This is a genomic window from Mycolicibacterium iranicum, from assembly GCF_002101705.1.
GTDB lineage: Bacteria > Actinomycetota > Actinomycetes > Mycobacteriales > Mycobacteriaceae > Mycobacterium > Mycobacterium iranicum.
In genome coordinates, this window is record NZ_LQPC01000027.1 from 167,759 (window position 1) to 187,512 (window position 19,754).

Genomic DNA, 19,754 nt, shown 5'->3' on the forward strand with positions numbered 1-19,754 from the left:
GATCGATGCGCGGATCAGACTGTCAGGACATGGCTTCGCGCAGGCTCCGCGGGCGCATATCGGTCCAGTTCTCCTCGACATAAGCGAGGCAGTCGCTGCGGGTGCTCTCGCCGAACACCACCTGCCACCCCGCCGGGATATCGGCGAAAGCCGGCCAAAGGCTGTACTGCTGTTCGTCATTGCTCAGCACGTAGAAGATGCCGTCCTCGTCATCGAACGGGTTGGTGCTCATCGCTTCTCCTTGTCAACCGGTCGCCTTCGCCCCTCGGGTACCGGGCTCCCAGCACCCGGTCGGACAGCAGGCCCAAACAGCTCAGATTCGGGAAGCCGGGTCCCTGCATGAGGCCCGACAGGCCCGGCAGGAACAACTTCGGCGTGAGACCGTCGACGGACAGGTCGTGGCCGATGGACTCCTGAAGCGAGTCGCCGGTCAGCGGGGCACGCAGCGCCAGTTCGATCAGGTCACGGGCGTCCTGGCTGAACAGCGGCTCGAACCACGTCGCGTCGGCACCGGAGCCGTCGATGACAAGGTCGAACCCGTGCACCGTTTCCAGCGCCTCGCCACCACGATTGGAGTTGAGCGTCAACCGGATTCGCTGATCTAGGGCGACCGCGTGCGCAACGCGGCCCCGGAGGTGGCGGATCCGGTCATCGGCGAGCAGCGCATCTTGCACGCGGGCCGAGAACACGCCCCGGTCCGTGCGCCCCAGCGCATCCCGGCGCTCGGTCACCGTCAGGCTCGACCAGTCCGTCGGATCGGAGAACAACGCGTTCTCGAAGAAGCTCTCCCCCCTGGTGAACAGGGTCACCGACGGTGAGATGACGGTGATGGTCGAAACCCGGTGACGGAACAGCTCGTTGAGCATCGACGCGGCGGTCTCACCGCCTCCGATGACGGCGACACGTTCGGCCACGATCAGGTCGGCCCTGGCTGCGCGCTCCCAGAACTCGGCGATCGACAGCACCCGCGGATCGTGCGGAAGGATCGAGCGTTGCGCCTGTCCCGGCCCGGTGATCATGACGCCGTCAGCGTGGATGGTCTGCTGCGGTGTGGTCAGCGCCCAACGATGGTTGTCGACGGAAATCCGCTGCACCTCACCGTGGATGACCGTCATCCCGACGTTGTCGGCGACCCAGCGGAGATACCGGCTCCAGCCCCAGTGCGTCGGGGAGGGGCGGCCGCGGTCGATCCATTCGGCGAACTGCGCGCTGGCGATCAGGTAGGACTGCCAGCTGTGACGCATCATCCGCTCGTCCAGTTCGGCGTTGCGGCGCGGAACCAGCGAGGAACGATATGGGAATCCGACGTCCTTTTCCGGGCTGGTGCCCAGCCGGTGCTGACCGTCGGTCCAGCCCCCGACCGCCTGCCAGTTGGCACCGACGGTACTGCGTTCGACAGCCACCACATCGGGCACGGTGACACCCATCTGGCGAAGCTCGGCGGCTTTGGCGGCCACCGCGATCGCCTTGGGTCCGGCGCCGACGACCGCGAGAGTGGGTGTGGTCCTTGCTGCGGTAGCGGGTGTCACAGCGCTTCTCCCAGGACGATGAGGGCTTGACGCCAGAGGTCGGTGAGTCGGTCGACTTCGTCCGCGGTCGACAGCAGGGGGCTCCACCGCCAGCTGGTTCGCAGGTGCGGCCCGTCAGAGGCGCCGTCACCGGCGGCGACAACGGAAATGACGTCGAACGTGTACCGCAGCGGCAGATCGGGCTCGGCCGCCGCGGGCATGTGGGCGTTGAGGTCGCCGTCGGTGATCAGTGACCACTCCGCGGCGGCTCCGTCGCCGCTGAGATCGTGGCGACCTACGTAGTTGAACTCGACCTGCGGGTGCGGCAGTTGGGCCAGCCGAACGTCAGAGCGCGTGTAGCGAAGCAACCCGTAGTCGAGACCCCGATTGGGCACGGCCGCAACCTGATCAGCGACTGCGCGCATCAGCGCGCGTCCTGCGGCAGGATCGCGCCCGACCGCGTCGACGTGTGCCGCCCCCTCCCCGGCGCCCAGACGTACGGGGTACACCGAGGTGAACCACCCGACGGTGGCCGACGTGTCGACGTCGTCGAAGAGTGTGTCCTCGCGGCCGTGGCCTTCGAGGGCGACAAGCGCACCGTGGTGGGCGGGCTGCCCACGTTCGATCCGCCAGGACGCCAACGTCAATGACAGAGCGGTGAGCAGGAAGTCGCGCATTTCGATACCCGCACCGTCGAGGCGGTCCAGGATCGCGAGGGTGGTGTCCGGGTCAGTGACAACGTCGGTCAGCGCCAGTGACGCCCACGTGTCGCGCTGCGGATCGGGAAAACGACTGCCCAGCAACGGGTCCGGAGTGGCGAGCGTCTGCGCCCAGTAGTCGACCTGGGCGGCGACCTCGCCGGATCGGCTACGTTCGTGCAGCATGGCTGTCCATTGCCGGTACGTGGTGTACTCGACCATCGGATCGGGAGTGTGTCCCGCCGCGATCTCGCGATCAATCTCGGCCAGGGCACTGAGGATGATGTACCACGACACCACATCGGTGGCGAGATGGTGCACGCACAGCATCAGCACCGGCGGGCCCTGCCGGAACCACACCGCCTGCACCATCGATCCTGCGCCGGGATCGATACGGTCCAGTGCAGCAGCCACTTCGGCCGGTATGGCGTCGTCAGCGGACGCGTCGACGGTCACGAGCACGTCGCCTACCCGCACGGCGCCGGGTGGCCGGGTGGTCAGCCGGTGTCCGTCGAGTGTCGAGCGCAGCATGTCGTGGCGGTCCAGCAGCGCCTGCAGGACCTGCTCCAGGCGCCGTTCGGTGATATCCGAGGGCAACGAGATCAGCACGTTCTGGGTGAAGCGGCGGAAGCTTCCACACTCGTACATCCACGCCATGATCGGGGCGGGCGCCACCTCTCCGAAGCGCTCGGCAGACACCGCAACCGGCGCGGGGAAACAATCACCGGCATCAATGGCAGCAGCAAGCTCTCGAATGTTGTTGCACTCCAGCATGAGACGGGCGCGCATCTCAAGACCTCGGCGGCGGGCGGCCTGCACCATCGTCAATGCCACGATGCTGTCGAGCCCCATCTCCAGGAAGTCTGTGGTGACTCCGAACTGCTCGCCGTCGAGCACCTCGGCCAAGAGGTCGAACAACGCTGTTTCCGTGGAAGTCTCGGGAGCGACCGACGGCGAGTCGTCGGGGACGTGCGTGGCCAGCGCGGCGTCGTCGATCTTGCCGTGCGGGGTCAAGGGCAGTTCGGTCAGGACCACGATCCGCTGCGGAACCATGTAGTGCGGCAACCGCTTCGCCATCAGGGAACGCAGTTCGGCCGTTCCGGGTGGGTGAGCGCCGCCGGCGACGTAGGCCGTCAGCCGGGCGAGTCGATCCCGTTGCTCGACGGACACATGCGCATCGGTGACATCGGGATGCGCACACAGCACCGCGGCGATCTCACCCGGTTCGACGCGGAACCCACGGATCTTGACCTGGTCGTCGGCGCGGCCCAAGAACTGCAGTCCGCCGTCGGCGCTGCGTCGAACCAGATCGCCGGTGCGGTACATCCGCTCCCCGGCCACGAAGGGGTCGGCGACGAAACGCTGCGCCGTTTCACCGGAACGGTTGAGGTAGCCGCGCGTGAGCTGGTCGCCGGACAGATACAGCTCCCCCGTCACACCGTCGGGCACGGGACGCAGCCAGGCATCAAGGACATAGGCGCGCGTGGTCTGCGTCGGCTCGCCGATCGACGGGCGTGGATAGCCGTCGATCGGCGCCACCACCGCCTCCACGGTGGTCTCCGTCGGCCCGTAGCAGTTGAACGCCGACATCCCGGTGCGGGCGCATTCGTCGCCGATCAGCCGCCACGTGGACGCGCTGACCGCCTCGCCGCCCAGTGCCAGCACGGCAAGCGGGACGGTCGTCAGCAGCCCGACGTCGTACAACTGGGCGAACATCGACGGCGTGGTATCGAGCAGATCGATCCCGAAGCGGCCGATCGCTTGTACCAAAGCCTCTGCGTCGCGCTGCGATTCGTCGCCGACGAGGTGCACGCAGTGGCCGTCCAGCAGCGCGGCCAGCGGTTGCCAGGCCGCGTCGAACGTGAAGGACCAGGCGTGGCCGACGCGCAGTGGGCGCCCGATCCTCGCCGAGGCGGGACGTAGGACGTGGGCGGCATGGTCTTCGGCATAGGCCAGCACCGCACCGTGGGTTCCGATCACGCCCTTGGGCCTGCCCGTTGTGCCCGAGGTGAACACGATGTAGGCAGCCTGCTCGGGAAGGACATCGACGGCTCGATGGTCCGACGCCGTCTCGGCGGGAAGCGACGCCAGGTACGCGGCGTCGACCAGCACACGTGCCCCCGACTGGTCCAGGATGTCGCTGATCCGCTCGACGGGCATGTTCGGGTCCAACGGCACGATCGCCCCGCCGGCTTTGAGGACACCGAACATCGCGACGATGTAATCGGGTCCGCGGCGGAGCTTCACGGCAACCGGGGTTTCCGGCGTCACACCGGCGCCCAGCAGCGCAGATGCCACGCGGTCGGCCGCCTCGTCGAGTTCGCGGTAGGTGAGGGAACCGGAGCTGTCGCCGCTACTCCAGGTCAGTGCGATCGAACCGAGCCGGCTGCCCGCGATCTCGGTGAACCGAGTATGAATGCCTTTTGCGGCCAACGACATTCTCGCTCGCGCGCTCGGCGCCGCCGATTCTGCGGACAGCAGGATGCCGACATCGCGCAGCGGCCTGTCCCAGCAACTGATCAGACGCTGTGCGACGTGCAGCACCCGCCTGCCCAGCTCGTCGGGCCGCAGCTGCCCCAGCGCACCGTCGATCACCTCGACGAAGACCGTCAGCTCGTCACCGGCAAGGTGTGCGGCGATCGTGACCGGGAAGTGCGACAGGCTCTCCAGCGCCGACGGCGTGAAGATCGCACCGCCGGCTTCGAATTCGGTCTGGCCGACGAGGCCGCCCGGCGGAAAGTTCTCGTACACCAGCAGGGTGTCGAACAGTTCGCCGACGCCGGCGAGCGCGCGCAGTTCCGAATGGCCGAGGTAGCTGTGGTCGCGCAGGATCGCGGCCTCCCGCTGCAGACTCAGGCACTGCTCGCGGACGGTCAGGACGGGGTCGAGCCGCACCCGCAGGGGCACCGTGTTGATGAACAGGCCCACCATCCGTTCCACACCGGCCAGTTCACCGGGCCGACCCGAGACGGTTACCCCGAACGTCACGTCCCGCCCATCGGTGAGCACCGAAAGCACGTTGGCCCATGCCATCTGGATCAGCGTGTTGACAGTGACGCCGCGCATCTTGGCGGACTCGGCCAGTGCACGGGTGGCGTTCGCGTCGAGCTTCACCTCGGTCAGCTGCGGGCGGCCGGTGGGCGTTGTCGCCGTCAGGGCAGGGGTCAGCAGTGTGGGGGCCTGCACGCCGGCGAGGTGGTTGCGCCACTTCTCGCGGCTCACCTCGTGGTCGACACCGGCCAGCCAGCCGATGTAGTCGCGATAGGGCCGCGGCGGGTCGGGCAAGGCTGCGGTATCGCCGTGGGCGCGGTACAGGGTCAGCAGCTCGCCCATGAACAACGGCAGCGACCAACCGTCGATCAGGATGTGATGGGCGGTGACGACAAAGCGCCACCGCTGCGGCGCCTCGATGAGCAGGAATCGGATGACGGGACCCCGGGAGAGGTCGAAAGGCGTTGTACGCTCGGCTGTCTCGATGTCGCGAAGCTCATCGTCGGAGCCGGCGGTGACATGACGCCACGGAAGCTCGACGTGCGCGGGCACCACTTGCACGGCTCGGCTCAGGTTGCCCTGTACGAAGCTGGCGCGCAGGTTGGCGTGCCGTACGAGCAGCAGCGCAGCGCACTCACGCAACAGGTCGACATCGATCGCGCCGACTGCGTCGGCCGCCATGGCGATGACGTACGGGTCGACCGAATCGCCGTCATCGGTCAGCGTCGCCATCGAGAACAGGCCCTGCTGCAGCGGGCTCAGTGCGAGGACGTCCTCGATGGCCGCCTTGTCGGTTCTGGGTTGCGCTCGGGTCACGGAGCAACCTTCATCGGACGGCGTCCCCGATGCTGCTCCACGACGCGGTCAACGCGGCAAGCTCGTCTTCGGACAGACCCGAGGCCGACATCGGCGCGTGGTGGACGTCGGCACGTTGCTCGCCGGCTCCTGCACCGGAGTCCACCGCAGTTGCCAGGGCGGAGACCTCGGGATGCTCGAAGACCATCCGAGCGGTCAGCTCCAGCCCGATGTCACGGGCCCGCCCGGCCAACTGCACGGCGAGCACGCTGTCGCCGCCCAATCCGAAGAAATCGTCGTGCCGCCCCACGTCCTGGGCCCCGAGCAGATCGGTGAGCAATACCGCCAGCGCCCGCTCGGTGTCCGTGCGCGGCGGCTCGAACTCGACCGGCTGCGGCGCCGCCTCGACGACGACGGAATGGCCCGCGACGATCTCCAATCGCCCGTCGTCGCACCACCTGGCGCGGTCACCGGTGCGGTAGAGCTCGATCCCTGCGAACGGGCCGCCCCCGAGGCAGAGATCGCCGAACACACCCACCGGCACCGGCAGGTGCTCGCTGTCGAGCACCTGCACGTGGGCACCTTTGCTCCAGTCCTCGGTGATCCGCTGCTTCTCGCCCGGCGAGGCGATGTCGACGTCGCGTAGTGTGCGGTCGGGATTCTCGGCGAACTCCGAGACCACGCGGCCGAGCCAGCCGGCCAGACGCTCGATCGTCTGGCGGGTGTAGAGCTCCGGCCGGTAGATGAGGTAGCCGCGGTAACCGGTCTCGCTGGCGAGAAAATTCAGCGAGAGGTCGGCCTGGGCGATGTCGAATGTCGGCTCCAGCGCGGTGAACCGGGTGTCGGCATCGATCATTTGGGACTGCGGCAGCTGCTCGCGAACGTGGACGACGACCTGGAACAGCGGATTGCGCGCCAGGGTGCGCGGCGGATTGACGGCTTCCACGATCTGCTCGAAGGGCACGTCCTGGTTCGAGTAGGCCGACAGCGCCATGTCGCGGGCACGGCTGAGCACGTCCCGCAGAGTCGGGTTGCCGCTCAGGTCGTTTCGCAGCACGACGAAGTTGACGAAGAAGCCGACGAGCTGCCCGAGTTCTGGTTCGGAGCGGCCCGCCACCGGCGTGCCCAGCGGGATGTCCGGTCCGCCCCCGGCCTTGTGGAGCACCACGGCGACTGCGGCCTGCAGCAGCATGAACTCGGTGACGCCCAGCTCGCGACACAGAGCTGCCAGCTTGCCGCGGGTCGTGTCGTCGATGCTGAACTCGACGGCATCACCCTTGCCGCTGGGCAGCCGTGGCCGAGAGAAGTCAAGCGGCAGTCCGGCTTCCACCGGGACGCCGTCGAGCTGGTCAACCCAGTACTCGCGCTGAGGTCCGGCGATCCCCGCTTCGTCGCTGAGCAGCTGGGCCTGCCACGCGCCGTAGTCGGTGTACTGCACAGGAAGTGGTCCCCATCCGGGCCGCTCCCCTCGCTTCCTGGATCGGTATGCCGTCACCAGGTCGGTGAACAGCACACCTCCCGACCAGTGATCACCCGCGATGTGATGGATGACCACCGAGAGCACATGCTCGTCACCTACTCCGAAAACCGCGGCGCGGATCGGCCAGTCCTCTTCGAGATCGAAGGTGTGCTTGCGCTCGCGGTCCAGTTCGGCCTGTAACCATTGCTCGCCGACGCCGCGGGCGCGTCGCACCGCGACATCGGCCGCGGGATGGACGATTTGGTAGGGCACGCCGTCGATCTCCCGGTAGGTGGTCCGAAGGATGGCGTGGCGATCGACGACATCGCGGATCGCCGCGACGAAGGCGTCGACATCGCACGGCCCCGACAGACGCGCGGCGAACGGAATGTTGTTGATCGGGCTGCGACCCTCGATGCGGTAACCGAACCACGACCGAAGCTGCGACGACGACAGCGGCGCGGGACCGTCGAGCGGGGTGGCCACCAGCGGGGGCCTCGTGTTGACGCTGTCGCCGACGGCGATCGTGTCGAGGTGCGCGGCGAGCCGGGCGACGGTGGCGTTCTCGAAGATGTCGCGAACTCCGAGCTCCACGCCGAACCGCGCGCGCAATTCGGCAACCAATTTGGTCGCCAGCAGCGAATGGCCCCCGAGGTCGAAGAACGAGTCGTCCGCACCGACTCGATCGGCGCTCAGCAGATCGGCGAACATTGCCGCCAACTGCTCCTCGGTGCCGGCGGCAGGCTCCCGGAACTCGTTGACGGCCTGAAGTTCCGGCTCAGGAAGCGCGGCGTGGTCGATCTTGCCGTGGGCGGTGATCGGGATGGCGTCGACGACGACGTACGCGGCAGGGGTCATATACTCCGGCAGCGCCGCGGCGACACGAGCCCTGATCCGAGCGACGTCGACGACCGCCGCGTCGGCCGGTGTGAGGTAGGCGACCAGGCTCTTGCCCAGCGTCGGCAGATCACCGACCACGACGACGGCCTGTCCGACACTCGGGTCGACGGTGATTGCGGCAGCCACCTCGCCGAGCTCGATCCGGAAACCACGGATCTTGACCTGTTCGTCGGCACGCCCGACGAACTCGACGTCACCGTCGGCGTTGCGGCGCGCGAGGTCACCCGAGCGGTACATGCGGGCACCGGGGGTGAACGGGTCGGCGACGAAACGCTCGGCGGTCAGGCCGGGCCTGCGGTGATAGCCGTTCGCGACATGGGTTCCGCCGATGTAGATCTCCCCGATCGAGCCGACCGGCACCGGCTGCAGAGCGTCATCGAGGAGGTGGATCTGCGTGTTGATCTTGGGCCTGCCGATGGGCACGATTCGGGTGCCCTGGCGCCCCTCGACCTTGAATCGGGTTGCGTTGATGACGGTCTCGGTGGGCCCGTAGAAGTTGTGCAGCAGCGCGTCGAAGGTGGCGTGGAACTTGTCGGCCACCTCGCCCGGCAAGGCTTCGCCACCGATGGGCACCCGCTGCAGCGTCCGCCACTGGTTGACACCGGGCAGCGACAGGAACAGGCCGAGCAGTGACGGCACGAAATGCATTGCCGTGATGCCTTCGTCGCGCAACACGTCGGTGAGGTAGCCGATGTCGTTGAGACCGCCCGGTCGGTGGATCACCAGGCGGGCCCCGCATGCCAGCGTGCCGAACACCTCAGCGATCGACACGTCGAAGCTGGGCGAGGCGACCTGCAGCAGACGGTCGCTCGCGTCGACCTGGTAATCGTCCTTGAACCAGACGAAGTATTCCGCCACTGGCCGATGCGGCACCGGTACGCCCTTCGGCAGGCCGGTCGAGCCGGAGGTGTAGATCAGGTAGGCGGTGTTGTCGGGCCCCACCGGCCGCACGCGATCGCTGTCGGTGGGGTTGTCGTTGCGGTAGCCGTCGGTGTCGGTCAGTGGTTCGCGCACAATAATTTTCGCGTCGCAGTCACCGAGGATGAAGTCGAGACGGTCTTGCGGATAGGTGGGGTCGACCGGAAGGTAGACCGCACCGGCTTTCAGCACACCGAGCGCGGTCACGACAAGTTCGGGCGATTTGTCGAGGAGCACCGCCACGCGGTCCTCCGCACCGATGCCCTCGCCGATCAACCAGTGCGCCACGCGGTTGGCAGCCTGGTTGATCTCCCGGTAGGTGTACTGCCGGCCCTCGTACACCACGGCCGTGCCGTCTGGGGTGCGTTCGACCTGGGCATGCACCAGATCGCTGATCGTCGTCGCGGGCGTCCGGAAGTCGGGGCCGTGCGACACCTCGCGCAGCCATGCGCTGCCCTCGGGACTCATCAGCTGCAACTTGCTCAGCGGTACATCGGGATGGTCGAGTGCGCTGTTCAACAACACGGTGTAGTGATCGATGAGCTGCTGGGCCAGGCCCGGTTCGATGATCTCCACGAGGTACTCGAGTTCGACGTCGATGCCCGAGGCGTCGAACTCGACCATCACGCCCAGCGGTAGATGCGTCAGATGGGAACGCAGCTCTGCCCTTTCGCAGTTCACCCCTGGCGGGGTGAAGCCGAACCGATCCGGTCCACGGAACCCGAAGCTGACGCGGGTCATCCGTTCCGCACCGTGCCGGCGGTCCGGGTTGAGTTCACGGACCATCCGGTCGAGTCCGACCCGCTGATGGGCGAAGGCGCCGAGCGCGGTGTCTCTGGTTTGCTCGAGCATGTCGCGGAACGTCATCCCCGACTTCGGCCGCAGCCGCATCGCAACCGTGTTGCCGAAGTAGCCGATGACGTCCTCGTCGTCGCCGGTGCGGTTGAGCACCGGTGTCGCCACCAGGAAGTCGTCGACATGGCTGTAGCGGTGTACGAGAACACCGAAGACCGCGAGCATCACCGCATACGGTGTCGCCCCGGCGCCGTCGGCAGCCGCCGTCAACCGCTCGGCGACTTCGGGACCCAGATGCACGGCGGTGCGTTGCGAGCGCCAGCTCGTCGGGATCGCCGAGCCGTTGGCCCCGGGAAGCTCGAGCGGCTCCGGCGGATCCGCCATCACGCTGCGCCAGTAGGCGACGTCCTCCTCATCCGACGGTGACGGGGCGGCGGATGGGCGGGGTGCGGGCGTGAGCGTTTCACCGATGTAGGCGCGGGTGAGGTCGGTGAAAAACACTGCCCAGGAGCCGTCGTCCCACGCGATATGGTGTGCGACCAGCAGCATGACGAGCTCGTCGGCTGCGGTCCGGACCACGGTGATGCGCAACGGGGATTCCGCGCCGAGGTCGAACGGTTTGGCGAACTCGCGCTGCGCCAGGACCTGCAGCCGGAGCTCACGGGAACGCTCGGACAGCTCGGAGAGGTCGTGATCAGCCCATCCCGGCGCCAGATCGGGATGCACCCTCGGAATCGGAAAGCCGGACTCGGCGTCGTCGACGCTGTAGGTGGTGCGCAGAATGCTGTGTCGCCGTGCGACCGCGTTCACCGCATCGCGGAGTCGTGTGACATCGACATCGCCGGTGATCCGGTACGACAGGCTGACGTTGAGAAGCGCGCCACTGGGATCGGCAGCGTGGACGAACCACATCCGCAGCTGCCCCTCGGTCAGCGCGACAGGGGCGTCGGCTGCCTCGACTGCAGTGTCGCCCGAGGCGGCGCTGAGTCCGCGTTCACGCAGTCTGCGACGCAGAAGTTCAAGCCGCTGCTCGTGTAGCCGAGCGCCCATGTCGATGTCAGTCACTCGAAGCATCCACTTTCTCTGATAGATCGGCGATCAGGTCTGTGCCGGTGATTCCGCCGAGCAGCGACGCGAGCGGGACGGTCCGTCCGGTTAACCGCTTGAGCCGCTTGCGCAGATCCAACGCCAGCAGGGAGTCCACGCCGAGGTCGAACAGTGACGAATCCAGATCCAGAGCGGTGGCGTCGACGTCGAGGACGGCGGCAAGCTGGCTGCGCACGGCAGCGGGTGCGTCCATCGGCGGTTCGGAGCCGCTGGGCGGGGAATCGACGGTGGTGGCGTTTTCGTCGCCGCCGAAAAACAAGCGGATCCTGTCCGGGTCCGCCGACAGCACAAGCGGATCGACCGGATAATCATGCAGGCTGGTCTCGACCGCGGCCTCGGGGTTCATCTGGCGGAGGCCGGCACGTTCGACCCTTGCGATCTCGAACGCATCGACGATCCCGCTGCCCTCCCAGAGGCCAAAACGCACGGCGGTGCAATTCCTGCCCGCTGCGCGCAGCCGGGCCGCCATCACGTCGAGCATGCGGTTGGCCGCAGCGTACGCGGCCACCCCTTTGCCACCCCAGACACCAGTCACCGACGAGCACAACAGGATTCGCGCGTCGTGGCGTATCGGCCAGGTGCCGGTCAGCACCTCGAGCCCTGCGATCTTGCCTGCGGCCATCTCGGTCACGTCGGCGCCGACGACATCCGCACGGTTGGCGAAACGGGCTGTTCCGGCCGCGTGCACGACCAGCGTGGCCTCACCTTCGGCATGCCGGGAAGCCGCTGTCGCAAGCTGGGCGGGATCGCTGATGTCACACGCGGGCGCAACGATCTCGGCTGCAAGGCCGCCAAGACTGGCCGGGTCGGCACCGCCGCGGCTGAGCAGCACGATCCGTTTCGCTCCGTGCGCAGCCAGGTAGCGGGCGTAACTCAATCCGATGGCTCCGGACCCTCCGGTGATGACGACATTGTCGAGGACACCGGAACCCAGCGGCCACGGTGGCGCCGCCGGTGCGTCGCCCCCGAGAGCGCGAGCATAGAGTTCGCCACCGCCGCGCAGCGCCAATTCTCCTGCCTCGCAGAGCATCACATCGATTGCTGCGTCGAGGGTGGCAGCCGGCATGCCCGCTGGCAGATCCAGATGGTGGAAACTCTGGTCGGGATGCTCGAACCCGATGCTGCGGTGCATCGCGGTCAGCGCGGCCTGCGCGAGGTCGGCCACGGGATCGTTCGCGAGGACCTGCTCTGCGCCCGCAGTCAGCAACCACACGTCGCGGCAGCGAGGGCCCAGCGAACCCGCGTAGTCCAGCATCCCGTCGTCGATGCCCCGCGCCAACGCCCCGATCGCCGCCACGGCACTGGAATGTTCGGATGTAGGGGCGACGGCGATGACGATCTCGGCGTCGGCCGCGGCGGTCAGGGTCGCGCCCGGGTGCCGCGTCACCGCGTCGCGAAGTTCAGCGACCAGCGTTGCTGCTGTGGACATCTCGACGACAGCGACGGTCCTGGCAGGGATTTGCGATATCCGGCTGCGCGGCCGCCAGGTTTCGGCGGTGACGGTGATGCCCGCGATGGGCGGCAGTGGTTCGGCTACGGCCCACAGGTGCTCGGCCCGCATCGGGGCCCCGGGGAACCCGCGCAGCGATGCTGCGTCACCGGCGAGCAGGTCGGCCCACCGGTAGGTCGGATCGGCCGCCGCGGCGGCGGCGATGTTCTCCGCGAGCGTGTCGGTGACCGGCCGATCACGATGCCCCGATCCGAGCAGGACGGCAGCATCTGCGACTCCGGCGCGCTCGAGACCGTCCTCTATCGCGACGAGCAGGGACGGATGAGCCGACATCTCGACATAGGTGTCGGCATGTGCCCGGATCGCGCACTGCACAGCACGGTCGAACCGGATCATGTTGCGCAGGTTCGCATACCAGTAGGTGTCGAATGGGGTGCCGGGGTCGACGACCGCTCCGGTGGCGGACCCGATGAACTGTACGGGCGAGTCCGCGAACACCGAGGCGGGCAGCGCGGCGATGAAGCTTTCGCGCTGGGCTTCCATCGCTGTCGTGTGCGCGGGGAAGCTCATCGCGAGCTGCCGCGCGAACTGGCCGCGGGCACGAACACCTGCCACGAGTGTCTCGATCGCTGTCCGCTCCCCCGACACCGCGACCGTCGCCGCGGCGTTGACACCTGACAGCTCCAGCCATCCGTTGGTGGCCGCAATGATCTCCTCGGCCTGGATCTGGTCGAGGCCCAGCACCGCGACGCCGTGGTCTCCGGGAATGCTCTCGATCGCATGGGAACGCGCCGCGAGGACGGCGACCGCCTCGTCGAGGGTGATGGTCTCCGCGACGTAGGCGGCTGCGATCTCTCCGAGGCTGTGACCGATGGTCACATCCGGCAGCACCCCGAAAGCGCGCCACACCGCGGCCAACGCGACGGAGTGCACGAATTGTGAACTCTGAAGTTCGAACTGGGATGCAGGCAGTGGATCGGCGGCTGTGGTCAGGAAGCGCAGAGGCGAAGGTAATCCGGCCGCGCAGAAGGTCGCGTCGAGCCGGTCCGCCTCGGCACGGTATGCCGGCAGCCGCTCGTAGGACTCGGCACCCATCGCGGGCCACTGGCTTCCCTGGCCGGCGAACACAAACGCGGTTCGGCCGGAGCTGCGGCGCGAGGACCGGGCGACAAGGCGATGTTCCCGGCCGTCCGCGACCGCCCTCAGAGCGTCGGCGAGCTCGCGATCGTCACGTGCCCGCACGACCGCGCGATGTCGGCGGATCCGCCGGGTGGCCACCATGTGGGTGGCGATGCGGTCCAGCTCGCAGTTCGTCCGCTGGCGGAATTGCAGTATCGCCAGAGCATCTTCGGCGACGAGGTCGTCCGCGTGGGCGCTCAGCGGGATCGCGACGCGCCCGTCGGGCAGGGCAGCAGGCGACATCAGGCCGCCGCACTTTCCCCGGCTACCTGCGGTACCGCGACGACGACATGGGTGTTGGTTCCGCTCATCCCGAAAGCCGACACCGCGCCCAGCCGCACACCCCCCACTGCCGGCCAGGGTGTCAGTTTGCTCGCCAGTCGGAGTCCGGTTTCCTGCCAGTCGATTTCGTGACTGCGCTCGTGGACGTGCAACGTGGCGGGTACGGCCGCATGCTCGGCTGCGAGGAGAACCTTGGCCAAGCCGAGCGCACCTGCTGCGGCCTGCGCGTGCCCGACGTTGGATTTGACGGATCCGAGCAGCGGCCCGCTACCCGGTGCGCCGGAACCGTACGTGGCTGCCAGAGAGCCCAGTTCGGTGCGATCGCCGAGGCGGGTCCCGGTGCCGTGGCCCTCGACCATGCCGACATCATCGACGTTGACACCCGCCGTGGCGATTGCCCGCGCGAACAGCCGAGTTTGCGCTTCGCCGCTGGGTGCGGTGAGGCCGACCGATCTGCCGTCAGAGTTCACACAGCTGGCCAGGATCTCGCCGAGGATTGCCCGTCGGTCCCGTAGCGCGGCGGACTTGCGTTGCAGCACGAACATTCCCGCGCCCTCGGCCCACACCGTGCCGCTGGCGTGGGCGCTGTAGGGGCGGCAGCGCCCGTCGTCGGACAGGGCGTGCTGCTTGGAGAACTCGACGAAGTATCCGGGCGAGCCCATCACACACACGCCACCGGCCAGGGCGAGATCGCAGTCTCCCGCCACGAGTGCCTGGACGGCGACGTGAAGAGCCGACAACGCCGACGAACAGGAGGTGTCGATGGTCATCGCCGGGCCGGCCAGGCCCAGCGTGTAGGCGATACGGCCGGAGATGACACCGAGGGACGTGCCCGTGATCAGATGCCCGCTGTGATGCGAGAACTGGTCCATCTCAGGTCCGTACCGCATATCGGAGGCCCCGACGTAGCAACCGGTGTCGTGGCCGGCCAGATCGTCGGGGTTGATGCCCGCGCTCTCCAGCGCCCGCCAGCTCACCCGCAGTGCCACCCGCTGCTGGGGATCCATCGCGATGGCCTCGCGGCGGGAGATGCCGAAGAAATCGGGGTCGAATGTGCCTGCGCCGGAGAGGAATCCGCCCAGGTTGTGGATGCGCTTGAAACCTTCGCGGCGTGATCCGTCGAGGATGGTCCGCAACGACCAGCCGCGATCGTCGGGAAACGGCGTGAGGGCTTCGCGTTGTTCGCAGAGCAGGGTCCAGTAGTCGTGGGTGTTCTCCACCCCACCGGGCGCCTCGATCGCCATGCCGACGATGACGACGGGGTCATCGGGGCGAGCGGAGCGCAACGGAGCGACGGGGGAAGCCTCACCGGGGCGAGCGGAGCGCAGCGGAGCGACGGGGGAAGCCTCGTCGGGGCGAGCGGAGCGCAGCGGAGCGACGGGGGAAGGCTCACTGCTCATGTGCAACTCACCAGTTCGGCGACGTCGTCGAGGTGGTCGTCGATGTAGAAGTGGCCACCGTCGAACTGGGTGAAGGTGAACGCGCCGTCCGTGTGGAACTGCCACTGGCGCAACAGTTCCTGATCGACACGATGGTCACCGACGCCGCCGACGGCATGGATGTCGGCACCGATGCGAACATCGCGTTCGCAGGTGTACCGGTTGAAGGCGCGGTAGTCGGCGCGCACCGCGGGCAGCAGCAGCTCGAGAAAGTCCTCGTCGTCGAGCAGGCGCGCATCGGTGCCGCCCATGTCGACGATGTCAGCAAGGACTTCGCGGTCGGTCGTCGGCGCGGGCCGGGAGCCCGCTACGGTCGACGGCGCCTGGCTGGCCGATGCCCACAACTCGCGGACGACGATTCCCCGCTGGGCGGCCTGTCGCGCGAACTCGAAACCGACGAGTGCACCCATGCAGTGCCCGAACAACCGCAGCGGCCCCAGTGGAGCCCAGTCCACGGCTGCCAGCATCCCGGCCGCCAATTCGGCCACCGAATCCGCAGCGGGGTCCTTGAGCCGTTCGCCACGCTGCGGATACTGAACAACAAAGGTGTCGACGCCCTTGGCGGCCAACGCGGTGGCGAAGTTACGGTAGGCGGCCGCAGCACCGCCAGCATGAGGAAAGACGATGGTCGGCGATGCGCCCTCACCCGGGAATCGCTTGATCCAGGGGGGAATGCCGAGTCGGCTCGACCCGCCGTTCATCGCGTGGTTTCCAGCGCGGAGGCAACCTCTGCGCCATCCATGCCCGAGACCTCCAGGAAGAGCTCGGCGACCTCGTTCAGCCTGGCGCTCGACCCCTCGTTCGCGGTGAGCCGGGCAGCGAGCGCCGCCACCGTGCGGGTACCGAAAATGTCGGCGACCGCCGCTGAAGGGATGTCCAGCCAGGTCCGCAATCGAGCGACGACCTGGGTCGCCAGTACGGAATCCCCGCCGACGGCGAAGAAATCGTCGTCGGCTCCTATCCGGTCGCGGCCGAGCACGGATGTGACGATCGCGCACAGCGCCGTCTCCAACGGCGTGGCAGGAGCGCGGTAGCCGACTCCGGCGAGTACGTCGGCACCGGCGAGCCGGGATGAGACCGCGACCCGGTCGATCTTGCCGCCTACCGTGTAGGGGATCTCGTCGGCGGTCACGATGATCTTCGGAACCATGTGCGGTGCCACGATTTCCGCCATTGCCGCGGCGATCTTGGCGGGCTCCAGTCCAGCCGCGGCGGTATCGGCGCTGACCAGTGCGGCCAGCACATCGCGACCGCTGTCGGCGGGCACCACGGCGGCCACAGCAGAGTCGACCCCGGGCAGTCCGCGCAAAGCGGCCTCGACATCGCCCAGTTCGACGCGGTAGCCGCTGATCTTGACGCGGTGATCGGCGCGCCCAACGAACTCGATGACGCCGCCAGTCCGGTACCGGACCAGATCGCCCGTGCGGTACCACGTCCTGCCGTTGTGCCGGACGAACCGCTGCTCTGTGAGATCTGGTCTGGCGCGGTATCCCCGCGCCACGCCACGGCCGCTGACCCACAGTTCGCCAGGGACCCAGTCGGGGCAGTCTTGTCCGTCTGCGCCGACGACCCGGCACACGTTGTTCGGGAGCGGTACGCCAAGCGGTATCGACGTCCAGTCCGCAGCGAGCTCGTCGACCTCACAGACCGTGTTGTGGGTGGCAGTCTCAGTAGCGCCGCCGAGGCCGGCGAACCGCATGTGCGGAGCGCGCTTTCGCAGTGTGCGCACCAGTTCGGGGCGTACCCAGTCGCCACCGGTGGGCACGACGCGCACCGACGAGAGGTCCCCGTCGACCTCTGCGAGCATCTCGAGCCACCCCGGCATGAAGTGCAGCACGGTGACGGCGTGCCGTTCGATGAGCCGAGCCCACACGTCGGGGTCGCGGCGATGCTCTTCGTCGACGACGACGATTGCCCCGCCGGCGCGCAGCATGCCGAAGATGTCGAGGACTGACAGGTCGCATTCGAGGGTCGACAGCGCGAGACAGCGATCCTGCGGGCCGATCGCGAAGTGCCCGTTGATGAATTCGACAGTGTTCATGGCGGCGTCGTGCGCCATCTCGACGCCCTTGGGTTCACCGGTCGAGCCCGAGGTGAACAGGATGTAGCCGAGCTCGGCGGGATCCACGGTAGGAGGGGCGAATCCATTCGCCCGGCTGCCGACCCTGATCGCCTCGGCAACGGTCAGCGCGGGCATCGTCGTCGGGGGCTTGTCGCCGCAGACCAGCGCCATCCGCGCCCCACTGTTGGTGAGCATTCGGGAGGCACGCTCGGCTGGGTGGTCCACACCCACCGGTACGTACACCGCGCCGATCGCCGAGATCGCCAGCAGCGCGATGATCTGTTCGACGTTCTTCGGTCCCATCACCGCGACGGCATCGCCCCGGCGGACACCGGCAACGTCCAGACCGGCCGCCGCTGCCAGCACCCGCTGCCCGAGTTCCCCGTACGACAGTTCACCGGCGCTGCTGAACACCGCCGGCGCGTCGGGGTGCGTCCGGGCACGGCGGAAGAAACCGTCGTGCAGTGCGTCGCCGCTGGGCGCGCCGGCTCCGAGAACGACACCGGCGGCGTCGCGGACCGCCAGCTGCTCGGATGTGACGGCAGGCGGATCGACCGCTTCCCAGGATGATTCGTCGGTGGCGAGGCGTTCGAGCTCGGCGATGTGATGGGCGAACATCGCGTCGGCGACACCGGGCCGGAACGCGTCCTCGCGGGTGTCCCAGTTGATCATGAGCCCCTCGGCCACCGGCGTGGCCTGCGCGTCGAGCAATACCTGGGGGCCCTGCGAGATAGTCCAGACCGGGCGGCCGAAGAATTCGGTGACCTTGCCCGCGAAAAGGTCACCGAGCCCCAGGGCGCTGGTGTAGACGATCGGCGCCAGGACCGGTGTGCCGTGGTGGCGGGTCAGATCTCGGAGCACCGACAGTCCCGAATAGCTGGCGTGGCGCGCGGTGGCGTGCAGGGTCTCCTGCAGCACGCGTGCGCGAGAGATCGGGGTGTGGGCGTCGGTCAGGTCGACATCGAGCATCAGCGACGAGGTGAAGTCCCCGACGAGCTTGTCGACATCGGGGTGGAACTGCTCGCGACCGAACATCGGCAGGTTCAACAGGAATCGGCGGTTGGTCGACCAGCGCGCCAATGTGCCTGAATAGGACGCGGCCACCGCCATCGCTGGCGTGATGCCGTGTCGGTGCGCCGCGGCGAAGAGCGCGTCACGAGTCGCCACGTCGAAGATGTGGACACGGCGGGTGCCTCGGCGCGGATCGGCCTGCTCGGAACGCGGAACCAGCGGCAGCGCAGGGCCTTCCGGAAGCGTGGGAATTCTCTCGGCCCACCACTGCCGATCCTCGTCAGTCTCCGGCACCGCGTCGGCCAGTGCCGCACGGTACTCACGGTAGGTATAGCCGAGATCGGGAAGCGTTCCGCCGCCGTAGAATTCGGCCAGGTCTGACATGAAGTTGCGGTAGCTCACCGCATCGGCGGCCTGCATGTCCAAATCGACGTGCAGGCGAGTCCGGCCATCTGGCAGCAGCGACAGCGAGATCTGTAGAACCTCGCCGTGCATGATCTGATGCGATTTCTCGTGACGGATCTCCTCGAGCCGCGCCTGGGCCTCCTCGCGATCGTGATCACGCAAGTCGTAGACGGTGACGGGCAGTCCGCGGTCGCTGATTCGTTGAGTGCCGTCCGGCAGGATGTCGACCCGCAGCATCGGGTGGCGCGCGGCCAGCGCGGTCGCCGCGGTCTGCAGCCGTGCAGGATCCACCCCCTCGCCGTCGAGTTCGATGTAGAGGTGGGCCGCCACTCCGCCGAGCTGTTGATCGTCGTTGCGACCGACCCACAGGGCGTGCTGGATCGGCGCGAGTGGGAAGGTCTCGTCCTCGTCCGCGGCTGCGCTGGACCGAACAACCCGGGCAGGAGCCGGTGTCGAATTGCTGGCCACAAGGTCGGTCCACGCCGACACCGTGGGGTTTGCGGCCAGTGCCGCGAAGCCGACGTCGATGCCTTGTCTGCGCCACCGCCCCGACAACGACATCATCCGGATCGAGTCCAGGCCCGAGGCGATCAGGTCGGCCTGCGGGTCGAGTTCGTCCGAGCTCACACCGAGAAGCTCAGCAACCTCGTCGCGGACCGACTGTGCAGTCGTCGGCGCCAAACTCACCAACCTCCTCGACGGGCTACTTAATTAAGTGCAGGCTGCCCTAACTTTGAGGAGGCTACCCTATATTC

8 protein-coding genes are annotated in these 19,754 nt (G+C 67.8%); all 8 read right to left on the bottom strand.

What is annotated here, in order from left to right; genetic code table 11:
• Positions 1 to 22: 22 nt before the first annotated feature.
• The 8 genes from AWC12_RS10285 to AWC12_RS10320 are packed head-to-tail and all read right to left on the bottom strand — an operon-like array spanning position 23 to position 19,686.
• Positions 23 to 232 carry an MbtH family protein gene (locus AWC12_RS10285; protein WP_024445279.1) on the bottom strand — a complete coding sequence of 70 codons (210 nt, stop codon included), beginning with the start codon at positions 230 to 232 and terminating at the stop codon, positions 23 to 25.
• Complete coding sequence (gene mbtG / locus AWC12_RS10290; protein WP_085174064.1) at positions 210 to 1,529, bottom strand: NADPH-dependent L-lysine N(6)-monooxygenase MbtG; 1,320 nt, start codon at positions 1,527 to 1,529, stop codon at positions 210 to 212. The genes AWC12_RS10285 and mbtG overlap by 23 nt, the downstream gene beginning before the upstream one ends.
• Positions 1,526 to 6,013: a non-ribosomal peptide synthetase gene (locus AWC12_RS10295; RefSeq protein ID WP_085174065.1), complete on the bottom strand. Its 4,488-nt coding sequence runs from the start codon at positions 6,011 to 6,013 to the stop codon at positions 1,526 to 1,528. The genes mbtG and AWC12_RS10295 overlap by 4 nt, the downstream gene beginning before the upstream one ends.
• Before the next feature lie 10 nt (positions 6,014 to 6,023).
• Complete coding sequence (locus tag AWC12_RS10300) at positions 6,024 to 11,138, bottom strand: non-ribosomal peptide synthetase (RefSeq protein ID WP_085174067.1); 5,115 nt, start codon at positions 11,136 to 11,138, stop codon at positions 6,024 to 6,026.
• On the bottom strand, positions 11,122 to 14,043 hold the full coding sequence (mbtD, locus tag AWC12_RS10305) for a mycobactin polyketide synthase MbtD (RefSeq protein WP_085174069.1): 2,922 nt from the start codon (positions 14,041 to 14,043) through the stop codon (positions 11,122 to 11,124). The genes AWC12_RS10300 and mbtD overlap by 17 nt, the downstream gene beginning before the upstream one ends.
• Positions 14,043 to 15,482 (bottom strand): beta-ketoacyl [acyl carrier protein] synthase domain-containing protein, encoded by a 1,440-nt coding sequence (locus tag AWC12_RS10310; protein WP_085174071.1) that lies wholly within the window; start codon positions 15,480 to 15,482, stop codon positions 14,043 to 14,045. Before AWC12_RS10310 ends, mbtD begins: the two co-directional genes overlap by 1 nt.
• Positions 15,479 to 16,222, bottom strand: a complete 744-nt coding sequence (locus AWC12_RS10315) for a thioesterase II family protein (protein ID WP_085174073.1) — start codon at positions 16,220 to 16,222, stop codon at positions 15,479 to 15,481. Before AWC12_RS10315 ends, AWC12_RS10310 begins: the two co-directional genes overlap by 4 nt.
• Positions 16,219 to 19,686: a non-ribosomal peptide synthetase gene (locus tag AWC12_RS10320; RefSeq protein WP_085174075.1), complete on the bottom strand. Its 3,468-nt coding sequence runs from the start codon at positions 19,684 to 19,686 to the stop codon at positions 16,219 to 16,221. Before AWC12_RS10320 ends, AWC12_RS10315 begins: the two co-directional genes overlap by 4 nt.
• Positions 19,687 to 19,754: the final 68 nt, after the last annotated feature.

What these genes read in the sequence shown, in the direction of transcription:
- AWC12_RS10310 (WP_085174071.1), bottom strand. Translation starts at nt 15,482, where the DNA reads ATGAGCAGTGAGCCTTCCCCCGTCGCTCCGCTGCGCTCCGCTCGCCCC.
- AWC12_RS10300 (WP_085174067.1), bottom strand. Translation starts at nt 11,138, where the DNA reads ATGCTTCGAGTGACTGACATCGACATGGGCGCTCGGCTACACGAGCAG.
- AWC12_RS10315 (WP_085174073.1), bottom strand. Translation starts at nt 16,222, where the DNA reads ATGAACGGCGGGTCGAGCCGACTCGGCATTCCCCCCTGGATCAAGCGA.
- mbtD (WP_085174069.1), bottom strand. Translation starts at nt 14,043, where the DNA reads ATGTCGCCTGCTGCCCTGCCCGACGGGCGCGTCGCGATCCCGCTGAGC.
- AWC12_RS10285 (WP_024445279.1), bottom strand. Translation starts at nt 232, where the DNA reads ATGAGCACCAACCCGTTCGATGACGAGGACGGCATCTTCTACGTGCTG.